Below are 25,973 nucleotides of genomic sequence, written 5' to 3' on the forward strand. Positions count from 1 at the left end.
TAAGGTCTTCTATGCCCATATGTCTAAATAGCACTGGGTCTAGAGACCCCTTTACTTCGCATTTTGGCATCGACTTTCGATACATGTACTCTCTCTCAGAAACCTAATCCGGCCCTCATCGGCGCGATCATGCATCACGCCAAGGCGTCAACATCTGTTTCATATTCCATTCAATCTGAAACGCCAATCGCCGCGGCGACGCCGCCAGTGAGCGATAGCAAGTCCTGAGGAGCAAGTTCTATTTCCAGGCCTCGTTTTCCTGCGCTGACGAAGATGGTGGCGTAGTTGAGAGAGGTATCGTCAAGGACGGTAGGAAGGCGCTTTTTCTGTCCCAGTGGGCTGATGCCGCCGACAATGTATCCGGTGGCGCGCTCCGCTTCTTTTGGGTCCGCCATCTCTGCTTTTTTGGCGCCTAGCGCCTTCGCAACGGCTTTCAGGTCCAGCTTTCCGGAGACCGGCACTATTCCCACGGCGAGCTTTTGCGCGCCGCCGGTCAATGACACCAGCAGCGTCTTGAATACGCGCTCAGCAGGCGCTCCCATTGCCTGTGCGGCTTCCTCTCCGTAGGATTCAGAACGCGGATCGTGCGCGTATTCATGAACTTGGTAGGTTACCTTGGCCTTCTTGGCCTGATTGATCGCTGGCGTCATCGGACTTCCTTTTACTGCATGGCTATTTGTTTACGATTGGGTAGTTTCCACCATTTTCCGGAATCGTCCAAGCGCCGCCAGAAACAAAGCCAATCCAATCGCCGTGATGGCGAGAAATTGAGGCCATACCGCGGAGAACCCGGCGCCGCGATAGATAATCGCCTGCGCAAAACTGACGAAGTGCGTGGTCGGCGCCGCCAGCATGATGTATTGCACGATATCCGGCATGCTTTCCCTCGGCGTGATGCCGCCGGACAGCAACTGCATGGGCAGTATCACCAGGATAATCAGCAGTCCCAGTTGCGGCATGGAGCGTGCGACCGTGCCGAGGAATATCCCCATGGAGGTCGTGGAGAACAGATGCAGCGCTACTCCGACCAGAAATAACGGAATCGATCCTGCAATCGGCACATCCAACACGCCCTGGATCACCACATACAGCGACATGGCCGCCCCCAGCAGAACGACCAGCCCATTGGACCACACCTTCGCCGCCATAATTTCCAGGGGCGACAATGGCATCACCAACAGATGCTCCAGAGTGCCGTGCTCTTTCTCTCGGATCAACGCAGCACCGGTGAGAATAATCGACAACAGTGTGATCTGAGAAATAATCTCCATCACGCCACCGAACCAGTATCCCGTCAGATTGGGGTTAAACATGACGCGCACATTCTGCTCTATCGGCAGCGCCGCATCGTCACGGCGTCCGCTGACGAACTCATTCACCTCCGCCGTCACGATACTGCGAATATAGGTAGCGCCAATGAACGCCTGCGTCATGGCGGTGGCGTCGATATTCACCTGTACATCCGCACTGCCTCCCGCCATCACGTCCTTCTGAAAACCGGATGGAATAACCACCACAAAGGTGTAGCGCCCTTCATCCATTCCTGCGTCCACTTCCGCATAAGAGATCAACTCCGGCTCTTTGAAATGCGGGGGGTAAAACGCATTGGCGATGCGTAAAGACAGTTGGCTCTGGTCTTCATCCACGATTGCGAGCGGCGCGTTGCGCAGTTCCCGTGAGGCAGCCGTCGCGGCGCTGTACACAATGATCGTGAACGCCGCCAGGACAAATATCAGCAGTGCGCGGTCATGTAGAAAGCTGCGAATCTCTTTCACTCCCAGGCGGCGAATATTGGCTAATCTGGTTCTCATATCAACGCCCCTGCTTTTTCAGAGTTAATACCGACAGCACAGTAACCACCGGAATGAAGGCGGCGAGAATCAGGAAGTAACGGTACAGATCCGCAAACTCCAGCGCCTTGGTGAAGGTTCCCCGACTGATAATCAGAAAGTAAGTGGTCGGATACAGGCTGCCGATCCAGGCGCCAGCCCCTTCCAGGGAGGACACCGGATCTGTCATACCGGAAAACTGCACCGCGGGAACCAGTGTGGCCAACGCCGTCCCCGCCAACGCGGCAATCTGGGTCCGGGTAAACGAAGACACCAGCAATCCCAGCCCTGTCGTTGCGGTGACATACAAAAGCGCCGCGACGCTTAACGCAGCGAAGCTGCCTTTGATGGGCACATCGAAGAAAAAAACCGACTGCGCCACCAGCAACAAAAAGCTGATCATACTGACAAGAATGTATGGCGCCTGCTTGCCCAGCAGAAACTCCAACCGCGTCACCGGCGTGACATACAGGTTGACGATGGAGCCCAGCTCCTTCTCCCGCACCACCGCCAGCGCCATCAAGATGGCGGGAATGAATATCAGCAGCATAGGAATCACCGCGGGAACCATGGCGTAGATGCTGCGGAAATCCTGGTTGTATCGATAACGCATTTCCAAATTGACTGGAGACAACGCAGGCGCCGAACCCAATGAACGTATGGCGAGATCTCCAAGATAAGCGTAGTGGGCGGCGGACAAATATCCTTTGATCGTCTCGCCCCGGAACGGCATGGCGCCATCCAGCCATACCGCCACGCCAGTCGGTCGTCCTCGGCGTATGTCGCGCCCATAGCCGGAGGGGATCTCCACCACAAAGCTGAGTTCGCCACTGCGCATGCGACGATCCACATCCTCATAGGTGGACGCCGGCGGCTGCTGAATGAAATAGCGCGATCCCGCCAGATACTGAATGTAGTCACGGCTTTCCGGCGTTTGATCCTGATCGTAGACGGCGAACGCCAGATCCTCTACATCCAGACTGACGCCGTATCCCAACACAAACATCAAGATAACCGAGCCCAACAACGCAAACGTCAGGCGAATCGGATCGCGCAAAAACTCCAGCGATTCCCTGTGCGCATAGGCCAACATTCGACGCATATTGAAACCTCGCGTCATGGGCGGTTTGGGACGCTCAGGCGATGGATTTACATCCGAAGGAAGTTCATCGCCAGCGTCGTCATCAGCGTCCTGGCCCTCGCTGGCGGCTTCAGTCAAACAACTGACGAACGCCTCTTCAAAATTCTCCGCCTGCCGTTGCGCCACAATATTTTGAGGTGTGTCGCAGGCCAATACTTTACCGGCGTGCATCAACGACACGCGGTCACAGCGCTCGCCTTCATTCATAAAGTGGGTGGATATAAATATGGTCACCCCATCCTGGCGGGAAAGCTGAATAAGATGCTCCCAGAACCGATCCCTCGCCACCGGGTCCACGCCGGAGGTGGGCTCATCCAGAATAAGAATTTTTGGCTTGTGGACGACAGCCACCGCCAGCGAAAGACGCTGCCGAATCCCCAGAGGCAGGGATTCCGCAAATTCATGCTCATAGGCCAGCAGATCAAACTCGCTCAACAGCTCCTGAGTTCGCGTTTCCGACTGGCTGGCGTCCAATCCAAATATGCGTGCGTGCAGCATGAGGTTTTGGCGCACGGTCAACTCAGCGTAGAGTGAAAACGACTGCGACATGTACCCCACGTTTCTCTTCGCAGACAGGTCGTTCGACGCCATTTCGGCGCCAAACAGTCGCACGGCGCCAGTGGTCGGTGGAGACAACCCGGTCAGCATCTTCATCGTGGTGGTTTTACCGCAGCCGTTAGAGCCGATAAAACCGAAGATTTCTCCCTGACGAATACTGAAACTCACATGATCTACCGCCGTGAAATCGCCAAAGCGTTTAACCAGCCCTTCCGCTTCAATGGCGGGGGTTGACGAGCGCTCTCGCCAGGGGGAAATCGTCAGCTCACGATGCCCTTTGCGGCTTTCTTCCGGCAGCAAGCGAATAAACGCCTCATCAAGATTTCCCGCCCCGGTTCGCGTCTTCAACTCCTTTGGCGTTCCCGTCGCCAGAATTCGGCCCTTATCCATCGCCACCAGCCAGTCAAAGCGTTCCGCTTCATCCATGTAGGCCGTGGACACCAGCACGCTCATGCGACCAGCATCGCCCCGCAGCTCATCAATCAACCGCCAGAACTGGCGACGGGACAATGGATCGACACCGGTGGTCGGCTCATCCAGAATCAGCAAGTCCGGGTCATGAATCAGGGCGCAGCACAACCCCAGCTTCTGCTTCATGCCGCCGGAAAGCTTACCCGCCGGCCGCTCGCGAAACCGGCTCAGACCAGTGCGGCGTAACAAGGTATTGATGCGCTGATGACGCTCCCTCTTATCCAGACCAAACAGGCGGCCAAAGAAGTCCACGTTCTCGAAAACAGAGAGCGAGAAGTACAGGTTTTTCCCCAGCCCTTGCGGCATATAAGCGATGCGGGGCGACAGTTCATCGCGCACATTATCGTCGCCGATGTCGCCGCCCAATACGCTCACCGAGCCGCACTGAATACGCGCGGCGCCGGATATCAGGTTCAACAGACTGGACTTGCCGACGCCGTCGGGACCAATGATCCCGGCAATGACGCCAGCGGGAATACTCAGGCTCAGCGTTTGAAGCGCGAGAAGGTCGCCGTATCGATGTTCGAGCCCATTGATTTCGATGACCGGCGCCGCCGGGTTCACTGCAGCCTCACTTGCAGATCTTCCGGCCATTCAGCAGCGTCTTCCAGTTTCACAAAAGCCACGCCTGTGACCCCGGTTTTGACTTTTTCCTGATGCGCTTTCAGCAAGTCAGGATCAATTTTCACTTTCACCCGGAACATCAGTTTCTCACGCTCCGTCTGCGTCTCCACCTGCTTGGGCGTGAATTGCGCCCGGGGCGCCACATAAGAAACCCTGGCGGGAATACGCAAGTCCGGCAAGGCGTCGACCACTACTCGCGCATCCGCGCCTACTGACAACACGCCAGCCTGATAGGTAGGGAGAAAAATCGTCATGTAGACGTCGGTCAGGTCCAACAAGGCCACCACCTTGCCACCGGAGCCCAGCACCTCTCCCGGCTCCGCCAGTCGATAGAGCACCCGGGCGTCGATGGGCGCTTTCAACTCGGATTCGGCGATATTGGCGTACAGGCGCTCAATGGCCGCTTGCGCGGCTTCAATCGCCGCCTGAGCTTCCACCACCTTGATGCGGGCGGCTTTGAGTGCGGCTTCAGCACGTAACTTGGAAGTCTTGTCCAGGTCCAGTTTCTCCGCGGAGACGTGGCCTTTCTGACTCAACTGAGTAGAGCGAGTCAGCTCCTTTTCCGCAAAGCTCAACTCACTTTCATATTGATCCACCACCGCTTCCGCGTACTTGGCGGATTCCTGCACCTGACGCAGCGTAGCCTGGGCCTGACGCAACTCCGCCTGCAGATCATCCACATTGATGCGCGCCAGCACCTGGCCGGCTTTCACCATTTCTCCCTCTTCCACCAGAACTTCCTCCACCCGTCCCGGCAGCTTGGTGGCGACATCAATTTCCTGCGCTTCCAGACGCCCATTTCCCCGGGCGATGGAGTCCGGTAGACTGTCCGGCTGGTAGGCCATGTAGGCGAATCCGGCCGCCGCCAGCAATAGCGCCGGAGCCAGAAACCTGATCCACTTTTTTTGCGATTCGCGCTGCAATTCGCTGTTCATTTCTCCTCCTCCCTCGTACAAATTCGAAAACGAAAGGAACAATAAAGAAAAATGATCGCGACAACGCTGACGAGCGTCAAATCCGATTCGCAAAGGCGCTTAGTTATCAGAAACTTAACGAACGGCGGCGCCTGTCCGCCATCCCGGAGACTTGGACATGATCAGACATTTTGTATTCGTGAAGTTTAAAGACAGCCTATCCAAGGCGGATGTGGCGGAAATGGTCGAGCGTTTCGCAAGAATGGCGGAGGAAATGGACGAAGTCGCCGCGTTCGAATACGGCCCCAACAATAGTCCAGAGGGACTGACCAAAGGCCTGGAGCATTGCTTCAATCTGTCCTTCGCCACTATTGCGGACCGCGACGCTTATCTTCCTCACCCCAAGCATGAAGCGTTCAAAGAAGTTTTCGTTCCGACCATTGCCGATGTCATGGTGTTCGATTACGAAGTAGCGGAATAAAGCCTTAAAAATCCCGAGACCAGCCAGGAGATTTCCCAGGGTTCGTCTCGGGAATATGGTTACCCCATTACTTAGCCTGCCCTTTCCCTGAGCCTTGCGCTTTCTCCAGCGTCTCCTGATCGACAATTTCCCGTAATTGCTGAATAAATGGGTCTATATTCGCGTATTTTTTGCCGTATTCCAGGTTGAACGCGTAATCGAAATCCTGAGGGTTTTTCCCCTGATTGTGCTGCAGGATGGTTTCCATCTTATCCAGGGCTTTGGCGACTTTAGCCTCAATGGATTGCACTTGGTCATAATCATCCCACAGCGCCAGAATTTCCTGCTGCTGAGCCTCGGGCAGCGGCGTCAGTAACTGCTGCAGATCTTTGCGTTCCTGAATGGACTTATCGACATCCGGAGACTGTTCCGTCGCAGGAATGTCTCCGCTGATGGCCTCTCCAAGATCGTGAATAAGGCATATTTTTAGCAGCTTGGCGAAATCCAGCTCCGGCAGCGCCTTTTCAAACACCATCGCCATCAGGCAGAGGCGCCAGGTATGTTCCGCAGTGCTCTCTTTACGGCCCGCAGAAGTCCAGGCGGAGCGGATGACGTTCTTAAGCTGCTCCGCCCCTCTTAAAAATTCCAATATTCCATGAATGTCGGATTGCAGCATTCGTCTTCTCCTTTTGCTGTAAATACTTCAAATGTCAGCGGCTGCGCCAGTCGAGATGTAGCAGACAACCATAAGCACGCGGTTTGTCTGCTAAATGAACGGCTTAGTTGTCGCAGTCCAGCTCAATCGGCTTCCAGGATGGCGGCGCCTGCATGGTATCCGGATAGCCGCCGTTGGAATTACGAATCGCCGAGTAATATTGTCCCTTATAGCTCACCAAATCGGAGACATAGTAGGACTGCGCAAAATTCCAGGGCTTGATGTCAGCGCATTTCGGTCCATCGGACTCAGGCTCAGGGCTCAACAGATTTTTTATCTGCGAAATCAGACTCTCTTTCTCCCGCCAGTCGTCTGAGCCGACATCTTCCACTTGCGCTTCAACAGGCTGCTCGACCACCGACGCTTCCGTCACTGTCGATGCGCCGCCCTCAATCCCGCTATCGGCTTCGCCACGCTCATCGACGTCCGCAACAGCCGCTTGCGCATCAATAGGACGTGTGTTTTCAGAAGGGGTCGTCAGATGACCTGGTTCCAGCTTCTTGGCGGACTCACCATCACTGGCTTCCAGAATGGCTTCACAAGGCGGCAGATCCAGTTTCTCCCAGGTAAACCCGATACCTGGCTGCATTCCCGAATGGCGCATACGAGATCGATACCAGACGCCATCATAGAAAGTCAGGTCGCCAGCTTCATAGTTCTTGCTGGAAAACCACTTAATGACGTCGCTATCGCAAGAGACCGTATTGTCTTCCGCCGCCGCCAGGGAGGAAATTAAGGCGAGCGCCATAGCGGCGCTCCGAATCGTTTTTGCAGTTTTCATAAACGCCTTAAAATCTTGAGCGTAGAACGAAATAGTATTCAAGCCCGTTCCACGCTGAGCTTTATTGATACTGAATGATTGGCCACATCATACAGAAAAAGCGGCGACAAAGACCTCCTACCTCTGGGCCCAATGTAAAAATATTTCCTACTAATCAAAAACTAACTAGAATGCCGCTCCCGGCTAAACGCCGTTAAGCTCAATTCTTACGCCCGCTCGGATATAAAACGCCATTTTTCGCGCACTCCACGTTATTGCGCGTGTTCAGGTTAGTTTCCTCGAGGGATGGTTTTACACAGGAGTAATACAGTAAATGCTAAGCAACTTCTCAATACATCGTTTTGGTCCAGCCACACTGCTGACTTCAAGCATTTTACTTATATCCGCATGCGGAGGTGGAGGTGGCGGAGGTGACAGCGGAACAAATCCAGTTCGCGTCTCAAACCCTGATAGCGACAGCTCGACTACAAAGACATTCGCCATCTCGGAGGGCAACGCCACGCAGCTAGCCAGCCTATTAGTTAAACTGCAGGACATCATATACTTTTCTAACGACGGCGAAACTGACGACTATTCAGAGACTAATCCATGCGAGCGTTCAGGCAGCGTCGCCCTTAGCATGAAATCCACACGCAACAGCGTTACCGGCAAAAAAGATATCATTGGAAAGGCAGTGACGAAGAACTGCTCCATTGATGGAAAACTAGCTATCAATGGGACGATAGACTTGCAAGCCGAGTATTATCAAAAGCTGCTGGATATGCGCTTATCAGGCCAGTTAAATCTTAATATGATTGGGAGCTCCAAGCAGTTAGTCGTAACCGGAATCAACGTTAATGGGAGCGATAATAGCCTAAAGACTTCCTTTTCAATTAACATGAATTTAAGCGGCTCTATGTTGTCAAATGCTTCTCTCAAAGTGCAATCCACTACCAATGTCGAGAGAAACGAGGACGCCGATTACCCTTATGAAGGCGTGATCCAAATTACAGGGGACAGTAATACCGTTTTGACGCTCAAATACGATAACTCTGAAGCAGGAGTCTACTTAGGCGTTAACGGAAACCCAAGCTACTTTATGACCTGGAAACAGCTTGAGGACGCCAACTTATCTGACATCAAGTAACCATGTTACCGCCCGGCAGCTTGTCTGATCGGGCGGATCATTTGCCAGCTCCAACTATTTAACCCCTGCCACTCGGAACGCCACCCGCGCCGTCTTACCCGCCTGATCCATCACGGACACAACATGCGGGCCGTTAGTCAACGAAGCCAACGACCATTCCTGACCGGGTTCTACTGAACCGAGCCATACGCCGTCCAGAAACCAGTGGTTTTCTCCTTGGGCGCCGTCCGCTTTTAGCTTAACTTCCGGCAGTTCGCCTTCGCCGGGAAGCGGGGTTAATGTGGAGCCTGGGCGAATGCCCTCCATCGCCAGGACGCCGATCGCCTGGTCTGCTTCCGCGCCACAGGCTGGGTGTATTGGCGGCAGGAGCTTATCCCTTTGCCGACGCCTGGGCAGCCATGGCTCCAGGGACGCAGGCCAGAGAGTCACTTGCGTTTGGGTCACTTTCGCTTCAGTACAATGGGGCGTTATTCGATATTGCCCGGAAGCATCCAGGCTCACTGCGACAGACAGAGATTCCCCAAGGGATTGAAATGGGTCACGCAGCGTTGGCGGGGCAGCCTCATCCAACAACCAGGCATGGTGTATTTGCTGACAGGCATCGCTTGACTGCAATTGTTGTTGCGTTCCCAGCGGCCAGCATATCGGAGCCTGTCGCACATTCGCTGGCTGTGCAGAGGGTTGCAATGACTCCACTGGCATCAGATGCAGCAATCGATCAAGCAGAGGCACCGCCGAAAAGCGGCCCGTATTATGGGGCAATGCAGTGCCATCGGGCCTGCCGACCCACACGGCTACGGTCACCGCTTCAGTGGAAGCCAGCGCCCAGGCGTCGCGAAATCCAAAGCTGGTGCCGGTTTTATAGGCGATCTTCGGCATCCAGGCCCGGCTTTGCCGGTACAGATTGTTGCTGCGTTCCAACGGCATGCGCAATGCGTTTTGAATAATCCAGGCTGCGCCAGTGGAGAGCAGTCGACGCTCCGTTATAGGATCATCAGGCTGTAGCCGCAGACGCCCGGCCATTCCTTGTCGCCCCAATGCAGCATAAGCGCCAGCAAGCTCTTCCAAGGTCGCTCCCGAGCCGCCTAACGCCAGTGACAAATTAGGGCGCGCCCCCGCCGGCAAACGCAAAGGCGTTCCCGCGTTGGCGAGTCTTGCGTAAAACAACTCCGGCCCCAGGGCGTCCAGCACCTGAACTGCCGGAACATTCAGCGAGCGACGTAGCGCTTCACTGACGCCGACAGGGCCGGAAAATCCGGTATCGAAGTTCAAAGGACGATAGCCTGCGAACGCAAGTGGCGCGTCCGTCAGCAAAGACTCCGAGTGAATCAGCCCTTCATCAATGGCCATGCCATATAAAAACGGTTTTAGCGTGCTTCCAGGGGAGCGCACCGCCTGAACCATGTCCACGTGCCCCGCTCTTTCCTCCGAGCCGAACTCCGCGGTTCCCACATACGCGCGCACCGCCAGCGACGCATTATCCACCACCAACACCGCGGCGGAAGTCTGCTCGGGGAACTGACGGATATAATCCGCCACCAGCCCTTGCGCAGCAGTCTGTTGCGCGCTGTCGATATTGGTTTGGATCAGCGCTTGCTCTGGAAACGCCTGACTGAGTCGCCGCGCCAATAACGGCGCCAGCATGGGATGGGGATTAAAAAACGCGCTCACCGGCTCCTGCAACGCCTCGCGGGTTTCCTGCTGCGACCATAACTCAAATGTACGCATGCGCTGGATAACCTTGTCGCGAGCCTGACGCGCGCGCGCTGGAAAGCGGTCCGGTCGCAATGCGGAAGGCCGCTGCGGCAACACCGCCAATAGCGCCGCTTCGGCATGGGTCAGTTGCGCGGCGGGTTTGCCCAGATAGGTATAACTCGCCGCCTGAACGCCTTCCACCGCGCCGCCAAATGGCGCGTAGTTAAGATACAGCGTGAGGATTTCCTCTTTGCTGAAATGCGCCTCCAACTGCAGCGCCCGAAACATCTGATATAACTTGCCCGGCAATGTCCGTGAATGCGGATGCAGGACTCGCGCAACCTGCATGGTCAACGTGGAGCCGCCAGACACCGTTTCACGATGATAGATCCACTGTCCAAAGGCGCGAATCAACGCCAGCGGATTAACGCCAGGGTGATAGTAAAACCAGCGGTCTTCGTAAGACATCAAGGCCTGCAGGTAGCGCGGCGACACCTGCTCCGGCGTCACCGGATAACGCCACACGCCGTCCTGATCCGGAAACGCCCTTAGCGGCTGCCCCCTGGCGTCCACCACCACCTGGGCGAAGCGACGCCCCTGTTCCTGAGGCGCCTGCAAGGGAAACAAGGCGTCGGCGGCGACAAACACGACAATCCAGAACACCAGGGCGCAACCCAACGCCATCAGTAGCTGAAGAGCGCTCTTGCGCCGCCCTCTTCCACTTTTCCGTACAGATTGCGCCCTACCCATCATTGCGCGGAGCGCTCCTTGATGGTCACTTTTCCTGGCGTGTTGCTGATCGCCCGGTAGTACGGGCGATACATATCCTCCACAACCGTGGGAGGAATCACGTACTCGCCCGGCGACACCGCCCGCGCCAAATAAAAGATCACGGAGGTGCTGTAGGCGTCCAGAGGGACTGCGGCGACATAACGGTCATCGCGGTATTCCTGATGCAACACTCTGGTATCCGCCACCCAGTCTCTGACCATCTTATTGCGCACCACCACTTCATCGAAGCGCGTGGCGTTAGCAAGATTCTGGTTTTCCAGCTCCAGACCCGCCGGCAGCAGATCCACCAGCAATGCGTCCGGCAGGTAACGATGGCCTTGCGTACGCACTTGCAGCATCACCAACACGAAGTCGCCGCTTTCCAGCTTCTTCACGTTGAGGGGCTGACCGTTCAGGTCGAAGAACTCCCGTTCGACTTCGATTCCGTCGAAGGTCTGTTTCGGCGCCTGCGTCGGATAACCTTGCGCCTTGAAGGTGACGAACAGCGGGAAGTCGTTCATGTTGCTCAGTTGCGCATCGCCGGGCCAGGAACCTTTACTCCAGGTGTTGATCCATTGTTGCGTCTGCTCCAGCACCTCGCTTTCGCCATTTAACGCCAGAGAGGCTTTCCATTCAGCGCCAGCTTTAGTGTTCAAAGCCAGGGACAGGCGATACAGGGCCATTTGCTCCTGGGTGGACAACCAGCGGCGATCACGCAGTTCATCCCGCAACGGATAGATCAGATCCCAGGGCTGCTTGGCGACGGCGCTGTCCAGAGATAGCAACAGCGTCCAGGCGAGATCGCGCACCGGTGAACCGTAATCGCCGGCATAGTAACGTCCGATTTCGCCCCAATGCAGCGCCTTGTACCAGGCTTCCTGCGCGCGTCGGGCGTCGCCCAGTTTCTCCAGCGCCAACGCCAGTTGCGCCAGCGGCAAGGGCGATTTGGCCCACTTGCTGTAGTTATCGTACAGGGTGCGAACGTCCGCCAGCTTGGCTTGCTGCACCGACGCCAACACCAATGCGGCGTAGGCGCGATAAGCCAGGTGGTAATGATCGCGGGCTTCGCTGTAGTAGCTGTTCTCGGTGCTCAGGCGACCTTGCGTGGTCAGATAGGTGCGCAGACGTCCCAACGCGTTATCGAGCAGCCCCTGATCCACGTTATAGCCGCGCTGTTTCGCCGTCAGCAGCAGATCCGTGGCGTAAACGCTCAGCCAGTGATATTCATCACTGTCGTTGCCCCATAGCCCGAAGCTGCCATCGTAACGCTGCATGCCGGAAATGCGTCCCAGGCCTTTCTCAACCCACTGATCGCGCTCTTGGGCGAGCTGCTTGCCGCTACTGCGGTCGTACTTGAACAAGTCCTGCTCCGTCGCCAGCAGTAACGGCCATACCCGGCTGGAAGTCTGTTCCAGGCAACCATAGGGGTATTGAATCAGATACTTCATGTATTCGTTGGAATCCAGCGGCGGCACAGGGCCGACTGACAGCTGTGTTTCCAGCGACGAACTCAGGGCCATATCAATCAACGGGTCGGTCAGCGACATAGCTGCGCCGGACTCCAAAACATGGCTTTGCACGTTCAATTGCGCCGGATAAGGCGGACGCAGGCCGAGCTTCCATTCACGCTGAATATTGATCGCCGGCTCCAGGCCATCCGTCGACGTGACGCTCAACGACAGTTTGCCCACGCCTTCCGCATCCATCGCCTCCAGAGGCAAGCGCACCCATTCGCGGCCTTTGCCCGCCAGAGTTATTTCCGTGGCGAATTCGCCGCTACCCAGAGGGTTGTCAGCGCTGACTTTGACGCTCAGTTTACGTTGTTCCGGCAACAGGTTTTGCAGATCCCAGAGCGCTTCGGTTTTGTCGCCAAACGCCAGGAAACGCGGCAAGTTGACTTCCGCCACGACCGGCGCGGCGATGGTCATCGGTTTTTCCGCAGAACCACTGCGCGCGTCGTCAAACGCCACCGCCATCAGGCGCACTTCGCCATTGAAGTAAGGCAGTTGCAGTTCGATGGTTCCCTTCCCTTCCGCATCCAGCGCCACTTTGCCTGAATAGAGAGAGACAATCTGCACATCGCTGACGGGGGCATCGCCGCCACGGGACATTTCATCCGCGTCGCCGCCGAAACGTTGTCTGGCGCGGTCCGCGCTGCTCATTTCGATCAGACTGGAATAGGTGTCGCGAATTTCCGCAGAGTAACTACGCGGACTGAAGAACCAGGCGAATGGGTCAGGCGTTTTGAAGCGGGTCAGGCTGAGGACGCCGGTATCCACCGCAGCGAGAGTCACTGCTACGGTATTAGAGGTGGTTGCGCCAGGCTGCACCTGAATCTGCACCGCCACTTTACTCTCCGGTTCAACACGCTCCGGCGCTTTCAGTTCGATCTGCATTTTTCTGGCTTCGCGGTCCAAAGGCAGATGACGCATACCCCAGGCGCGACGCGGCATTTCCATGGCGGATTGCTTACCGGGACGCAACACCAGCGCCGTGGCGAACATATCGTGACGCGTCCAGACATCCTTCACCGGCACATTAATTTCCGCTTTGCCGTCTTTGACGTCCACAGCGCCACGCCACAGCAACTCGTTCGCTTCAACCGTGACGATAGCGCGCCCGTCAAACGGCGCCTGCAACGTCAGCTTGGCGGTATCGCCTCCCAGATAGGCGTTTTTATCCCAGCGCAGCTCCACTTGCTCAGGGCGTGGGCCTTTGCCGCCGCGCTCGCCGTCCCAGGTCCAGCCCGCAAAGAACTTATAGGCATTAAGCAGATTCTGCTGCTTGTCGCGCAGCTCCAGACGATAGTTGCCGTACTCCACCGGTACGGACACCGTCAAACGCTGGCCCGGCTCGATTTTCAATACGCGATTGTAGACTGGCTGGTTACGCTCCGTGGTCTCGTAGTCCCACCCGTCATCACTCCAGCGCCAGTAATAGGCGGAATCTTCCCGAACCAGGGTGGCGTCCAGGTATTCCATGCCCAGTAATTCGTCCGCCTGATTAATATGAATCAGCTCAAATGCCGCACTGGTTTCAGGGTCGGCGATGTCGCCATCCCACAAAGGCCGCACGCCGACCAGGCTCTCGCTGGGCCACAAAGACTGTTGCCATTGTCTGGCGACAGGGCGACCGCCGGACTCAAACACGCTGACATTAGCGCGCACCCGCACAGGCATAGTCGCATCAGACCAATGGTTGGGTAGCTCCAGGGAGTAATGACCTTCTTCGTCCAAGTCTACGGGCGGTAAAGACAGCGTTTCTTTCAGCGCATCGTTATCTTCGCCGAAGATAAAGTCAGAAAAAGTTTCGGAGACAGTACGCGCCGGCGCAATCTGCAAGGTAGTTTCCGCACGGTTGCCGGAGGCAGGCGCTCCCCAAAGGTATTCCGCCTGCAACTGCAGATTGATGGTATCGGTCGTGCTGTAGTTTTCCGCATCCGGTTTGATTTCCAAACGCATGCGTTCAGGCAGGAAGTCTTCCACCTGCAGGCGATACAGGAAGTAATCGCCATTGCCCAGGGTGGCCTTGAAGAACCAATCGCCTGTCAGAGTGTTTTCGGGCAATGAGAACGTAGTGGTATAGAAGCTCTGCTCATCCCCCTGCCAGGTGAACGAGGTATGCACGCGTCCGTCAGGACGGGTCAGTTCCGCCTGAATCGGCATGGCGGTGACCTTGCGGCCGTCATGATCGCGCAGTAAGGCGTTGATATGCACGGTCTCGCCAGGACGATAGAGATCGCGCGGACTATACAAAAATAGCTCCAGCGGGTTTTGCTTGCGACTCGGCAGTTTGAACTCAGTCAAATCCATTGCCGGTTGGTTCAACCGCACCAGCGCCAGTTGCTTGTCCGTGCGCGCAATCGCCAGCACCGCAGAGGTTTCGGCGCCTTCGAAAGTGGCCACGCCATCGGAGTCGGTCTTGGCGTTTCTCAGCATTTTGCCTTGCTGATTGATCAACTCAATGCTGACGCCGCTGCGAGGCTTGGCGTCAGCCAGTCCGTTCACCCATGCCAGCATCTGATTTTGATAGGTGCGCACCTGCAAGCCGATGTCGCTGACAGTGAACCAGGTCGTGACATATTCATACGGGTAATGCCCCGCGCCTTTCATAATGGCGACAAAGATGCCCGGTTGCTTGAGAGGTTCGACGGAGGAAAGATCGATCAGGCGGCGTTTGCGTTTGTTCACATCGATATTGAGGTCGAAACGACCGCCGTACACCAGTTCGCCCCATGAACGCAGTTGCTCCAGCTCGTAGTAGCTGCGACCCAGGTAACCGCCGACGAAGTCAGTCATTTTATCGTCGCTGATGCGCCAGATATCCATATCGACGGCGTCGATATTCAGCGCTTCGATTTCCAGGCCGTCGGTCAGTTCCGGCGACAATTGCGCGCCGCGACTGATAAAACGCACGCTAGGGTCTAGACGACGCGTGGTGATCTCCTGACTCGCGCCCTCTTCCAGCATACGTCCGGTGATGGCTGACAGGCCTTGCGATACGGTGACCTTATAACGCTTTTCCGGCTCAACAAAAGGAAAGAAGGCCGTTGTGCCGACGGGGTTGAGAATCCAGTCTCCGGCGACAGGCTGATTCTGCTCATCCGCTACGGTCAGATAACGACCCAGCATCGTGTCCTGATCCAAAGGCGCAGAGAAGGTGACAGAGAGTGCGGGACCATCGTCCCAGGGCTGCTCGCCGATACGTAGAATTTTGAACGGCGTTTGCGCGTATTCTTTCTTCAGCGTTTCGCGGTCCACTTTAACCGGCGGTTTTTTAGCTTCGGGTTGCGGAGCCGGAATGACGGGTCTTTTCTCAGCAGCGGCCGGCTGCGACTGTGCGGTCTTACCGCCCTCGTCATTACCGGACTCGCCGGAGCAGCCGACCATCAACACCAATAGTAAGCCCCATGCCCAGTGGGTTAGAACTTCTCTCATACACTGTCCTTTAGAAGAGGTTAGTCGTAGCGATTTTTGATAAGCGTTTTTTGAAGGATATCGCCGCACTCTGCCACCGCCTGATACCAGACGATCAATATCAGCGTAACAAAGGTTTAGGGAATTTTGCGGGCGAATTATGGCGAAAAATGGCAATAAGGGAAGCGGATTCTTGCGACAGGCCAACACGCTAAGCCTGCAGGGCTTGCGCCGAGCCGGTCAGCGCCAGGATACGTAGTTCCACCTGTCTATGAAATTGAGCGGCCGCTTCCCTGCGGCCAAGCGGAGTTTGAACGATCAGTCGTCCAATGTATAAGCGGTTTTCTCTAAGGTGTTTTCCGCGCCTTCGATATAGGTAAAGGCGTTCCAGGCTACTCTGACCACATCATTGTTGTTCAGGCGGCGTCTGCCGCTGACTTTTTCGTCATTAACGAAAGTGCCGTTCGTGCTGCCTTTATCGGATATAAAGACATCCAGCACGCCTTCCATATATTGATTTTGCTCCACCTCAATCAACGCATGTTTACCGCTGACGGCGATGTCATTGATCTGGATATCGCAGTTGGGATGCCTGCCGATCACGATTTCCGGCTTCTCCAGAAGAAACTTATTCGCCACCACATCATCAATCAGTTGCGCTAGCATGGGCATACTCACATTTACCTCACTTCTTGCGGTCCTTCCGCTGAACATAATCCTGTTTACCACTTCTTTTCTCTGCGGCGCATGACATCAAGCGTCGATGGCTACACCGCTCACCTCGACCATTAATACGGAGACGTTATCTTCGGCGCCCTTGTTCAAGGTGGCTGCGATCAGACTGTCGACGCGCTCTTCCTGCGGACGCACGCCGCTGGCCAGCTCGCCGATCACGCCCTGAGGCAGCATGTTGAACAAACCGTCGGAACACAGCAGGAGGCGCTCTCCCTCTTTGAGACTGACATTAATGCAACTGAACAGCAGGTCTTCCTGGCACCCCAGAGCTTTGGTCAGCATATTGCGGTACGGCACATGCGGGGCGTCCTGTTCCGTAATGGAGCCGTCATCCAGCATTTGCTGCACCACACTGTCGTCCCGGGTGAGCTGTCTCAGCTCCCCTGATTGCGACACCAAATAGCAGCGCGAGTCTCCAGCATGAACCACGCAAGCCTCGCCATCATAAGAAAACGCCGCCACCAGCGTGGTTCCCATGCCGGACAGGGCCTCGTTCAGCCTGCGTTCGACACACACCGCCTCGTTGGCGGCTTCCGCCGCATCCAGTAATCGTTCACGGATCAGGTATTCGGATAGTTCGACATTGCGCCACATCAGATCGATGGCGCATTCAATAAAGGCTTCGACTGCAATGCGACTGGCTTCGGCGCCCCCCGCGTGACCGCCCATACCATCCGCCAACACCGCCAGCGCTCTTCTTCCATCGGTGGAAACGCGCCACCCAATATAATCTTCATTCGCCCGACGGACACAGCCCACATGGCTCTGCCCACTTACTTTATATGTCAGCATAAGGCGGTTTTTCCAAACTCGTTCATGCAACATCTCCTTAGTTGTTCCGCCATCTCGCCTGCATTGGCATATCGCTTGGCAGGGTCCTTTTGCAACGCCTTATTGGTAATTCGAACAGCGCTTGCGGGAAGCTCCGGCCTCAGTTCTCTGACGCTGCGGTGCTTTTTGTTCAGAATCTGCTGAGTCAGTTCAGGTAGAGAATCCGCGTTGAACGGCGGCTCCCCCGTCAGCAACTGATAAAATGTCACACCCAGGCTGAATATGTCCGAGACCCCGTTCACTTTGCCGCCTTTCAACTGCTCCGGCGACATATACAACGGACTGCCCAGCATCTGCCCTGTGCGGGTTTTCGACTTGTCGGAGATCCGCGCAATGCCGAAATCAGTTACTTTAACCTGTTGGTTATCCGGGTTGAAGATGATATTTGCGGGTTTGATGTCACGGTGCACGATATTTTTCTGATGGGCGTATTCCAGAGCCTCCGCCACTTTCGCCATCAGCATGTATACCACTTCCACAGGCAGCAGCCGACCCGGTTTGGCGTAGGCGTTGAGACTCTTGCCCTGGATATAGTCCATGGCGATAAAGGCGAGGTCGGCTTCTTCGCCGACATCATAAACCGTCACGATGTTGGGATGGTCCAATCTGCCCGCCGCTTCCGCCTCACGGAAGAAACGCGCTTTGAGATCAGCCAGGCGATGGGAATCGAATTGCCTGTAATTCAGTGTTTTAACCGCGACCTGACGAGAGATTTTAGGATCGCGCCCCAGATACACCACGCCCATGGCGCCGCGTCCCAGTTCCCGCACGATTTCATAGCGCCCCAACACCGGACGGGATATGTCCGCCGGCGTAGCCAGCGTTTGTGTCGCCGCCCATTCGGTGTCTCCCGCCTGCTGCATGGTTTCGAATTTCGCCAGTTTCTTCGCCCGTTCCGCCGCATCGCGGAATTTGGGATTGGCGGCGGCAATGGACAAGTAGGTATTGGCGGCGGCGTCATACTGACGCTTTTTTTCCTGCTGGACGGCCACGTCGTACACAATGGCGCAGGCGTCTTCTCTGGACAGACACGGACGCAGCGTCGTGAGTGTTTCTTCCAGCATCCCTTGTTTCAGCTGCATTTTACCCAGACGTAAACTGACATCCTCGCGCGCTTCACGCAACGCTTCGATTTGCTTTTGCTGTTTCAACCAAAACGCCATCACCAGATAGCCCGCCACCAGGAACTGGATCGATACTCCCAGCGGCAGCCATCTTGATTGCGCTACCTGCATACCGATCTGTATGACAGCAAGAGAAACCACAAACACAGCAACCGTAAAAAAACCCGCCGGCCAGGTCATTCGGGGCAATGCCGCCACCAGCAGCAGCATGCAGATCAAAATGAGCGCTTTCTCCGCCAGAAAAAACCAGGGCGGCGTCTCTAGTCCCGGCGCCACGCGGAAAGCATTGGTCTCAATTTGGCTGGCGGCGTCCCATTTCGCCGGGGCCAGATAGGGGTCTAAAAAGAATACGGGAGACGGCGCCAGTCCCGGCATCAGCCTTTGCGCCAGAGGCACATCGTCTGCCGGCTTGATAGGAGTGTTCTTGTTGACGCTCCAGGCGGCGTTATATAACCAGGTATCCAGAGAAGGAAGATGACGGGCCAGTTGAGGCGCGACCACAATAAGACAAGCAGCCGCAATGACCACTGTACGTAAGCTGTATGCGCGCGCCAGCAATCGGCGCACATTGTTGAAAACCGAATGACGCTTCGCCGCCACGCTGAGTATCCCTGCTTTAATTCTGATGAAAAAGGCGATCAGCCGATCATGCAGAGATTAACGGACACTTAGAGAAACTTATAGATAAATTAGTTTAAGTTTCGTTACATATTGTTGTGTTACGACACGACTAACGAAGAGCTGCTCCGGTTAGAAGCAGCTCTTGTCGCTCAAGGAAGGAATTAAGCCAGCTGGAAAGGATACAGCGAGCCTAATTGCAGCAGTTGAGTCAGTTCATCCAACGCCGTGCGGCATTCAGTCAGCAGCTGCGGATCAGCCAGGTCCTGCTGGGAGATACGGTCACGGTAGTGCTTGTCCACCCAGGCATTAAGAGTATCGAACAGTTCCTCCGACATCATCACCTGGGGGTGCACCGCCGCCAGCTCCGCTTCATTCAACGCCACACGCAAGCGTAAACATGCGGGGCCGCCGCCGTTTTTCATACTTTGCTTCAGATCGAAAACTTCGACGCGCTTGATGGGGCCGCCGCGAGTAACCAGATCATCCAGATAGGCTTTGACGTTGGGATTGTCGCGGCACTCATGAGGCACCACCAGCATCATGTCGTCGTCATTCAGACTCAACAATTGGCTGTTGAACAGGTAGCTGGACACCGCGTCCGCTACGGACACTTCGCTGTCGGAAACCTTGACGGCCTTCAGCAGACAGCCTTGCAGTTTCGCTTCCAGCTCGGTCAGCATTTGCGACGTATTCAAAAACGCCTGCTCGTGGTAGAACAGCACATTGCGGTTACCTACCGCAATAACGTCATTGTGAAACACGCCCTGATCGATGACCGCCGGGTTTTGTTGCGCGTACACCACCGACGAATCAGCCAGTCCGTGCAAACGCGCCACCGCCTGGCAGGCTTCCAGGGTCTGCCGCGCAGGATATTTCATCGGGCGCGGCGCGTTCTCGTCGAAAGCCACGCGCCCGTATACAAACAGCTCCACGCCCTTGTCTTCATAGTTTTTGCAGAAGCGGGTGTGGTTAGCCGCGCCTTCGTCACCGAACTGGCTGGTAGGCGGCAGCGCCTTGTGATGGGCAAAGTGCTGCTCATTATTGAAAATGCCCTGCAGGATACGGGTCGTCGTCGGATGCTCAATCGAACGATGGAACTTCGCGTTCAGGTTCGCTGCGGTGAAATGCACCCGGCCGTCGGTGGTGTCGGCGCTGGGCGAAACGGTCGCCGCGTTCGCCGTCCACATGCAGGAGGCGGAAGCGACGGCGCCCAGAAACACCGGGGCCTGATGCGCCGCTTGCAGCAGCACTTCCCGATCTGATCCGGTAAAGCCCAGACGACGCAGCGTCGCGATGTCCGGACGCTCCTGCGGCAATAACACGCCCTGCTTGAAGCCCATGTCGTGCAGCGCCTTCATCTTGCGCAGCCCTTGCTTGGCGGCTTCCTTGGGATTGGACACATCGCGAATATTGGTTTCTGAGGCCACGTTGCCGTAGGAAAGCCCGCTATAGTTGTGAGTCGGCCCTACCAGCCCGTCAAAATTGACTTCAAATGCCTTCATCGTCTATCCGCCTCTTCTACTCGTTTAAATTCGTTGCTGTTATGCATGCCATAAAACTTATAAGGACATGCCCGGCGATAGTTGCCCAGGCGCCTGCGCCTGATCCGCTTCCAGAGACGCCACCGGATACGCGCAGTAGTCCGCCGCATAGTAGGCGCTGGGACGGTGATTGCCGCTAGCTCCCACACCGCCGAACGGCGCGGCGCTGCTGGCGCCGGTCAGAGGCTTGTTCCAGTTGACGATGCCTGCGCGCACTTCCAGCCAGAAGCGGTCATACAGTTCGCGCGAGTCGCTGATCAAGCCCGCCGCCAGACCAAATCCAGTCTTGTTGGCCAATTCCAGGGCATGATCGAAATCGCGGTAGCGCAATACTTGCAGCATGGGTCCGAAGTGTTCTTCGTCCGGCAGTTCCTGTACATCGGTGACGTCAATAACGCCTGGGCTCAACAGGCTCGCGTTTTCCTCTAGGCTGCGCATCTCCAGCAGCATGCGTCCGCCCTCCGCAGCCAGCTTGCTCTGCGCGGCCAGCATCTGATCCCGCGCACGCAGGGAAATCACTCCGCCCATAAAAGGCTGAGGGTCCGCGTCATAGCGTCCTACCTGCAAATTGGCCGCCGCTGCGACCAGCTCATCCAGAAACGCCTTGCCTTCCGCCGTATCCGGAACCAGCAGACGACGCGCGCAGGTACAACGCTGGCCCGCCGAAACAAATGCCGAGAACAGCGTATGATGCACAGCGCCTTTCAAGTCATAAGGAGGAGCAATGATCAATGGGTTATTGCCGCCCATTTCCAGCGCCAGGATTTTCTCGGGGCGACCGCCGAACTGGCGGTGCAGGCTGTGTCCGGTCGGAGAACTGCCGGTAAACAGCAAACCGTCTATGTCCTCGCTGGCGGCCAGGGCCACGCCGGTTTCCCGCGCGCCTTGCACCAGGTTCAACACGCCTTCCGGCAAGCCGGCTTTCGCCCAGATACGCACGGTTTCTTCCGCGAACCACGGGGTCAACTCGCTTGGCTTGAAGACGATCGTATTACCGGCAATCAGCGCGGGCACGATGTGACCGTTGGGCAAATGACCGGGGAAGTTATAGGGGCCAAAAACCGCCAACACGCCGTGGGGGCGATGTTTCAACACCGCATGTCCCGCCGCCACGTCCTGCTCGGTGACGCCGGTGCGCTCATTAAACGCCTGAACGGAAATACCTACTTTGGCGATCATGCTGGCGACTTCGGTGCGCGCCTCCCATAGAGGTTTGCTGGTCTCTTTGCCGATCACTTCAGCAAGACGTTCTTTGTCTTCTTCCAGCAACGCTGCGAAGCGCTTGACGATATCGATACGCTTGGCGACATCCAGACGTCCCCAGCTGCGAAACGCCTGACGCGCCGCCTGCACCGCCTGCGCAACCACCTCATCGGAGGCCGCCGCGCCTTTCCACAGACAATCCTGGGTCACTGGGTCCAGGGACTCGAACACTACGCCGCCGCCAGCTAACCAGCTGCCGTTTATAAATGCGCTTTCACGTACAGTCATGCATCGCTCCTCTTCGCTTTCAACGCAACCACCCGTACAGTGTCGCCTGCGCCCAATTGCAAATGATCCATCAGATCATGATTGAGGGAGACGGTGTCGGATTTGATCTGGTCGCTGTCGAGCAGTCCCACCCTGAAATTGGAGAAGGACCGGTTGGAAATCATATAGGGTTCGGCAATCTCGTCGACGCCGGTTTTCTGTACCGGCATGACGAAGCGTTTGGCGCTGTCGCGCACGCTGCGAATGCCATGGACAAAGGACTCCACCAGCGGACCGGCGTCAAAAATGTCCACCAGACCGTTGAAGTTGAAGCCTTCGCTTTCCAGCATGGCCAGCGCCGGTCTGGTGTGCTCATGCACCTGACCGATCACATCGCGGGCCTCCTGGCTGAAAAACGGGACATAAATCGGATACTTGGGCATCAGTTCAGCGATAAACGCCTTATTGCCGATGCCGGACAAGTAGTCCGCCTGAGAAAACTCCAGACTGAAAAACTTGCGGCCCAGGTCTTCCCAGAACGGAGATTCGCCCTGTGCGTTGGTGTAGCCGCGCATTTCCGCAAAAATCTTGTTGCTGAAACGCTCGGAGAAGTCCGCCAGAAACAGGAAGCGGCACTTCGACAACAGCTGGCCGTTAAAGCTGTTGCGATATTTTTCATGCAGGAACAACGTGCAGATTTCACTGCAGTTGGTCATATCGTTGGTGAGGTACAGGGTTGGCGTCTGTTTGTGAATGCCCAGTTCTTTGGAGGCGTTCACCGTGGTGGAGACCCGATAGTTGTACCACACTTCATCCAGGCCAACCCGCGCCTTGATCGCGCTGACGCCCACGATGGTTCCGGCCTCAGTGTCCTCCAGCCCGAACATGTAATACGCATGTTCCTGCTCGATGCGCTCAGAAAAAGAGCGCTCCGATTCTTCAATTCTCTGTGACAACAGTTCGCGGTTGGCGGGCAGCGTCGTTACGCCAATGCCTGCGCTTTTCGCCAGTTCGTATACCGCATCCAAATCTTTGCTGCTAATGGGACGAATAATCATCATGTTGAAATCCTCTTGCTCCGGCCCTGTCTTATGCTTCGCTTAAAGTGTTAGTCCCGACGCCGATCACAGGGGCGCGAACTGAACGTTGTCGCCTTCCGACACCAATATCGCCTCGGCGGTGCTGCGCTTCAGACGCAGCAGGTCGCCCATGCCGTCCGTCACATTGGCCAGCGTAGCGCGGAAATCTTCGAACAGGGTGTTGCACATCAGGTATTGCAGGCCGGTCTGGTTGTCCGACAGCTTGACCTGTTTGGTTTTAGTGGATTTCACGGTGGTCAGATTGTCCAAATCCGCCTCCAGAGTCGGGCCGCCGTCGAAAATATCGATGTAACGGCCCATGCGGAAGCCTTCCCGATTCAGGAACTGGCAATTGTCCCTGGCCGCCGAATGCGGCTGTGCGATCGCATCCTGAGCGTCTTTGGTCAGCAGGTTCACATAAATCGGATGGGGCGGCATCATTTCCGCGATAAAGGTTTTGCTCTTGATGCCGGAGTAGTAATCCGCCGTCGCAAAGTCCATATCGAAGAAGTGGCGGCCCAGACTGTCCCAAAACGGAGAATCGCCGCTATCGCCCTGCTTGCCCTGAATCTCCACAATAATGCGGGACTGGAAGCGCTCACGATGCTGTCCCATAAACAGGAAGCGTGAGCGCGACAGCAGATCGAAATATTCCGTTTTGCGATAACGGGGAGAAATAGTCAGCGAGCACAGCAGCGGAGATCCGGTGAGCTCATGGGTCATATAAAGGATGGGAACCTTGTTGAACACCCCCAGTTGCTGCGAGGAGTGAATGAGTTCATCCAACCGGTAGTTATAAAACGGCGCGCCGTTGCCGGCGCAGGCGTCGATGCCTGACGTCCCCAGGATCTCCTTGCTTTCGGTATCCTCAAGCACGAACAGGTAGCGTTCCTTGCCCGCCATGGACTCATCGCCAGCGAAGGAGCGACAGGACTGGTCGATTTTCTCGCCCAGTTTGTCGCGGTCCGCAGGCAGGGTGGACACCTGCGCTGCGCTTTCGTTTATTAACTTCTCAATGCCGGGCAGGTCGGCGAAGCGGCTGGGGCGAAAAATCACCATTCTCATTCCCTCCAAATTAATCAGACTGACAGGTTGTACAAGTTAGTTCCCTTTAACTTTCCTTATTGCCCTTGCGCGACGCGGGCTACCGCTCTTTCGAAGCGCGCCAGTCCTTCTTTGATCTCGTCGTCGCCGATGATCAGAGAAGGCGCCAGTCTCAATACATTCGGTCCAGCGATCAACGCCAATACGCCCTCTTCCAGCGCCGCCGTCATGAACTGCTTGGCTTTGCCCTGCCACTCGTCAGTGAGCGCCGCGCCAATCAAAAGGCCCATGCCGCGAACAGCGCTGAATATGCCATATTTCTCATTAATCGCCTTCAGGCCAGCTACCATCAGCTCATGCTTGCGCTCAACGCCTTGCAATACTTCCGGTGTGTTAACGATGTCCATAACCTTGTTCGCTACCGCGCAGCCAAGCGGGTTGCCGCCGTAGGTGCTGCCGTGAGTGCCCACTGCAAGACTCTTCGCTACTTCCGTGGTGGTCAACATGGCGCCGATAGGGAAGCCGCCGCCCATTGCTTTGGCGGTGGTCAGAATGTCCGGCGTCACGCCGTACTTCATGTACGCATACAGCGCTCCGGTGCGGCCAACGCCAGTCTGAACTTCATCAAAAATCAGCAATGCGTTGTGCTGGTCGCAAAGCTCTCTGGCGCGTTTCAGGTAGGCTTCATCCGCTGGCGTCACACCGCCCTCGCCTTGTACGGGCTCAACCACGAATGCGCAGGTGTTTTCATCAATGGCGGCTTCCAGAGCGGCGATATCATTGAAAGGCACATGTTTGATGCCGCCAGGAACCGGCTCGAAGCCTTCGCGATACTTGGCTTGACCGCCCACGCTGACGGTGAACAGCGTACGACCGTGGAAGCTGTTGTTACAGGCCACGATTTCGTGTTTATGAGGTCCGTGTTTTTCCCAGCTGTAACGACGCGCCAGTTTGAACGCGGCTTCGTTGGCTTCGCCGCCGGAGTTGGAGAAAAATACCCGATCGGCGAAAGTCATCTCTGTCAGTTTTTTAGCCAGCAGAATCGCCGGCTCGTTCGCCAGGACGTTGCTCAGGTGCCACAGTTTTTGCGCCTGTTCAGTCAACGCCGCCACCAGTTCCGGGTGAGCGTGACCCAAACCGGTTACCGCAATGCCGCCCGCCAGATCGATGTATTCCTTGCCAGCCTGATCCCAGACTCGGGAGCCGATGCCGTGAGTGGGAATAATCGGGCCCGGCGCATAGTTGGGAACCATTACCTGATCAAACATTTCTCTGGTGACTTGGCTAGAGGTCATTCATCTTCTCCATTCGGGTGAGCCGGCCAACGCTCCGCAGCGTCTCCGGCGAAGTTATTTTTTACGGGCCTGTCAGGCCCAATGTCAGTTAGTTTAGGAACAAAAGAAATAGAAGGATTTCGCAAAGGCGACATGAATTTACAGATTTGCGCACCCCGACGCAGGCCGCCATACGTAATTAAGGCAATTTCAATGGGCTATAGCGTATTGATTCGCCAGAGAATAATACTGT

18 protein-coding genes are annotated in these 25,973 nt (G+C 56.1%); 2 read left to right on the forward strand and 16 right to left on the reverse strand.

Features of this window, described 5'->3' with window-relative positions; translation table 11 throughout:
- Nucleotides 1–170: 170 nt before the first annotated feature.
- From ybaK to ONV78_RS28385, 4 genes are read right to left on the reverse strand one after another with little or no spacing between them, the layout of a single operon-like run.
- Complete coding sequence (gene ybaK, locus ONV78_RS28370; RefSeq protein WP_216738282.1) at nt 171–650, reverse strand: Cys-tRNA(Pro) deacylase; 480 nt, start codon at nt 648–650, stop codon at nt 171–173.
- 30 nt (nt 651–680) lie between these two features.
- A complete protein-coding gene (locus ONV78_RS28375) occupies nt 681–1,811 on the reverse strand; it encodes an ABC transporter permease (protein WP_279507895.1) in 1,131 nt (376 codons plus the stop codon).
- A gap of 1 nt (nt 1,812) precedes the next feature.
- Nucleotides 1,813–4,593, reverse strand: a complete 2,781-nt coding sequence (gene rbbA / locus ONV78_RS28380) for a ribosome-associated ATPase/putative transporter RbbA (protein WP_279507896.1) — start codon at nt 4,591–4,593, stop codon at nt 1,813–1,815.
- The gene (locus tag ONV78_RS28385) at nt 4,560–5,558 is read right to left on the reverse strand and encodes an HlyD family efflux transporter periplasmic adaptor subunit (RefSeq protein WP_279507897.1); all 999 of its coding nucleotides are present in this window, start codon (nt 5,556–5,558) and stop codon (nt 4,560–4,562) included. The genes rbbA and ONV78_RS28385 overlap by 34 nt, the downstream gene beginning before the upstream one ends.
- 157 nt (nt 5,559–5,715) lie before the next feature.
- Here ONV78_RS28385 and ONV78_RS28390 point away from each other — a divergent pair, with 157 nt between their 5' ends.
- Nucleotides 5,716–6,018 (forward strand): Dabb family protein, encoded by a 303-nt coding sequence (locus ONV78_RS28390; protein WP_279507898.1) that lies wholly within the window; start codon nt 5,716–5,718, stop codon nt 6,016–6,018.
- A gap of 67 nt (nt 6,019–6,085) precedes the next feature.
- Here the strand turns inward: ONV78_RS28390 and ONV78_RS28395 are convergent, their stop codons facing one another.
- Together ONV78_RS28395 and ONV78_RS28400 are read right to left on the reverse strand one after the other, a co-directional pair.
- Entirely contained in the window at nt 6,086–6,673 is a 588-nt protein-coding gene (locus tag ONV78_RS28395; RefSeq protein WP_279507899.1) for an HD domain-containing protein, read from the reverse strand.
- A gap of 103 nt (nt 6,674–6,776) precedes the next feature.
- The gene (locus ONV78_RS28400; protein ID WP_279507900.1) at nt 6,777–7,460 is read right to left on the reverse strand and encodes a hypothetical protein; all 684 of its coding nucleotides are present in this window, start codon (nt 7,458–7,460) and stop codon (nt 6,777–6,779) included.
- Nucleotides 7,461–7,806: 346 nt separating this feature from the next.
- Between ONV78_RS28400 and ONV78_RS28405 the strand changes: the two genes are divergently transcribed.
- Entirely contained in the window at nt 7,807–8,619 is an 813-nt protein-coding gene (locus ONV78_RS28405) for a hypothetical protein (protein WP_279507901.1), read from the forward strand.
- A gap of 54 nt (nt 8,620–8,673) precedes the next feature.
- Here the strand turns inward: ONV78_RS28405 and pbpC are convergent, their stop codons facing one another.
- The 10 genes from pbpC to ONV78_RS28455 form a co-directional block, all read right to left on the reverse strand.
- The gene (gene pbpC, locus ONV78_RS28410; RefSeq protein ID WP_279507902.1) at nt 8,674–11,067 is read right to left on the reverse strand and encodes a penicillin-binding protein 1C; all 2,394 of its coding nucleotides are present in this window, start codon (nt 11,065–11,067) and stop codon (nt 8,674–8,676) included.
- The gene (locus tag ONV78_RS28415) at nt 11,064–16,022 is read right to left on the reverse strand and encodes an alpha-2-macroglobulin (RefSeq protein ID WP_279507903.1); all 4,959 of its coding nucleotides are present in this window, start codon (nt 16,020–16,022) and stop codon (nt 11,064–11,066) included. Before ONV78_RS28415 ends, pbpC begins: the two co-directional genes overlap by 4 nt.
- Nucleotides 16,023–16,319: 297 nt before the next feature.
- Nucleotides 16,320–16,673: an FHA domain-containing protein gene (locus ONV78_RS28420; RefSeq protein WP_216738273.1), complete on the reverse strand. Its 354-nt coding sequence runs from the start codon at nt 16,671–16,673 to the stop codon at nt 16,320–16,322.
- A gap of 81 nt (nt 16,674–16,754) precedes the next feature.
- Complete coding sequence (locus tag ONV78_RS28425) at nt 16,755–17,528, reverse strand: protein phosphatase 2C domain-containing protein (RefSeq protein WP_216738272.1); 774 nt, start codon at nt 17,526–17,528, stop codon at nt 16,755–16,757.
- Nucleotides 17,522–19,291: a serine/threonine-protein kinase gene (locus tag ONV78_RS28430; RefSeq protein ID WP_279507905.1), complete on the reverse strand. Its 1,770-nt coding sequence runs from the start codon at nt 19,289–19,291 to the stop codon at nt 17,522–17,524. The genes ONV78_RS28425 and ONV78_RS28430 overlap by 7 nt, the downstream gene beginning before the upstream one ends.
- A 182-nt stretch (nt 19,292–19,473) precedes the next feature.
- Entirely contained in the window at nt 19,474–20,814 is a 1,341-nt protein-coding gene (gene astB, locus ONV78_RS28435) for an N-succinylarginine dihydrolase (RefSeq protein WP_216738270.1), read from the reverse strand.
- A gap of 57 nt (nt 20,815–20,871) precedes the next feature.
- Nucleotides 20,872–22,344 (reverse strand): succinylglutamate-semialdehyde dehydrogenase, encoded by a 1,473-nt coding sequence (gene astD, locus ONV78_RS28440; protein WP_216738269.1) that lies wholly within the window; start codon nt 22,342–22,344, stop codon nt 20,872–20,874.
- On the reverse strand, nt 22,341–23,384 hold the full coding sequence (gene astA / locus ONV78_RS28445; protein ID WP_279507906.1) for an arginine N-succinyltransferase: 1,044 nt from the start codon (nt 23,382–23,384) through the stop codon (nt 22,341–22,343). Before astA ends, astD begins: the two co-directional genes overlap by 4 nt.
- Nucleotides 23,385–23,447: 63 nt before the next feature.
- Nucleotides 23,448–24,461, reverse strand: a complete 1,014-nt coding sequence (aruF, locus tag ONV78_RS28450; protein ID WP_216738267.1) for an arginine/ornithine succinyltransferase subunit alpha — start codon at nt 24,459–24,461, stop codon at nt 23,448–23,450.
- Nucleotides 24,462–24,523: 62 nt separating this feature from the next.
- Entirely contained in the window at nt 24,524–25,741 is a 1,218-nt protein-coding gene (locus ONV78_RS28455; RefSeq protein ID WP_216738266.1) for an aspartate aminotransferase family protein, read from the reverse strand.
- Between the last annotated feature and the right edge of the window lie 232 nt (nt 25,742–25,973).

This window comes from Hahella sp. CR1 (assembly GCF_029813005.1).
Classification (GTDB): domain Bacteria; phylum Pseudomonadota; class Gammaproteobacteria; order Pseudomonadales; family Oleiphilaceae; genus Hahella.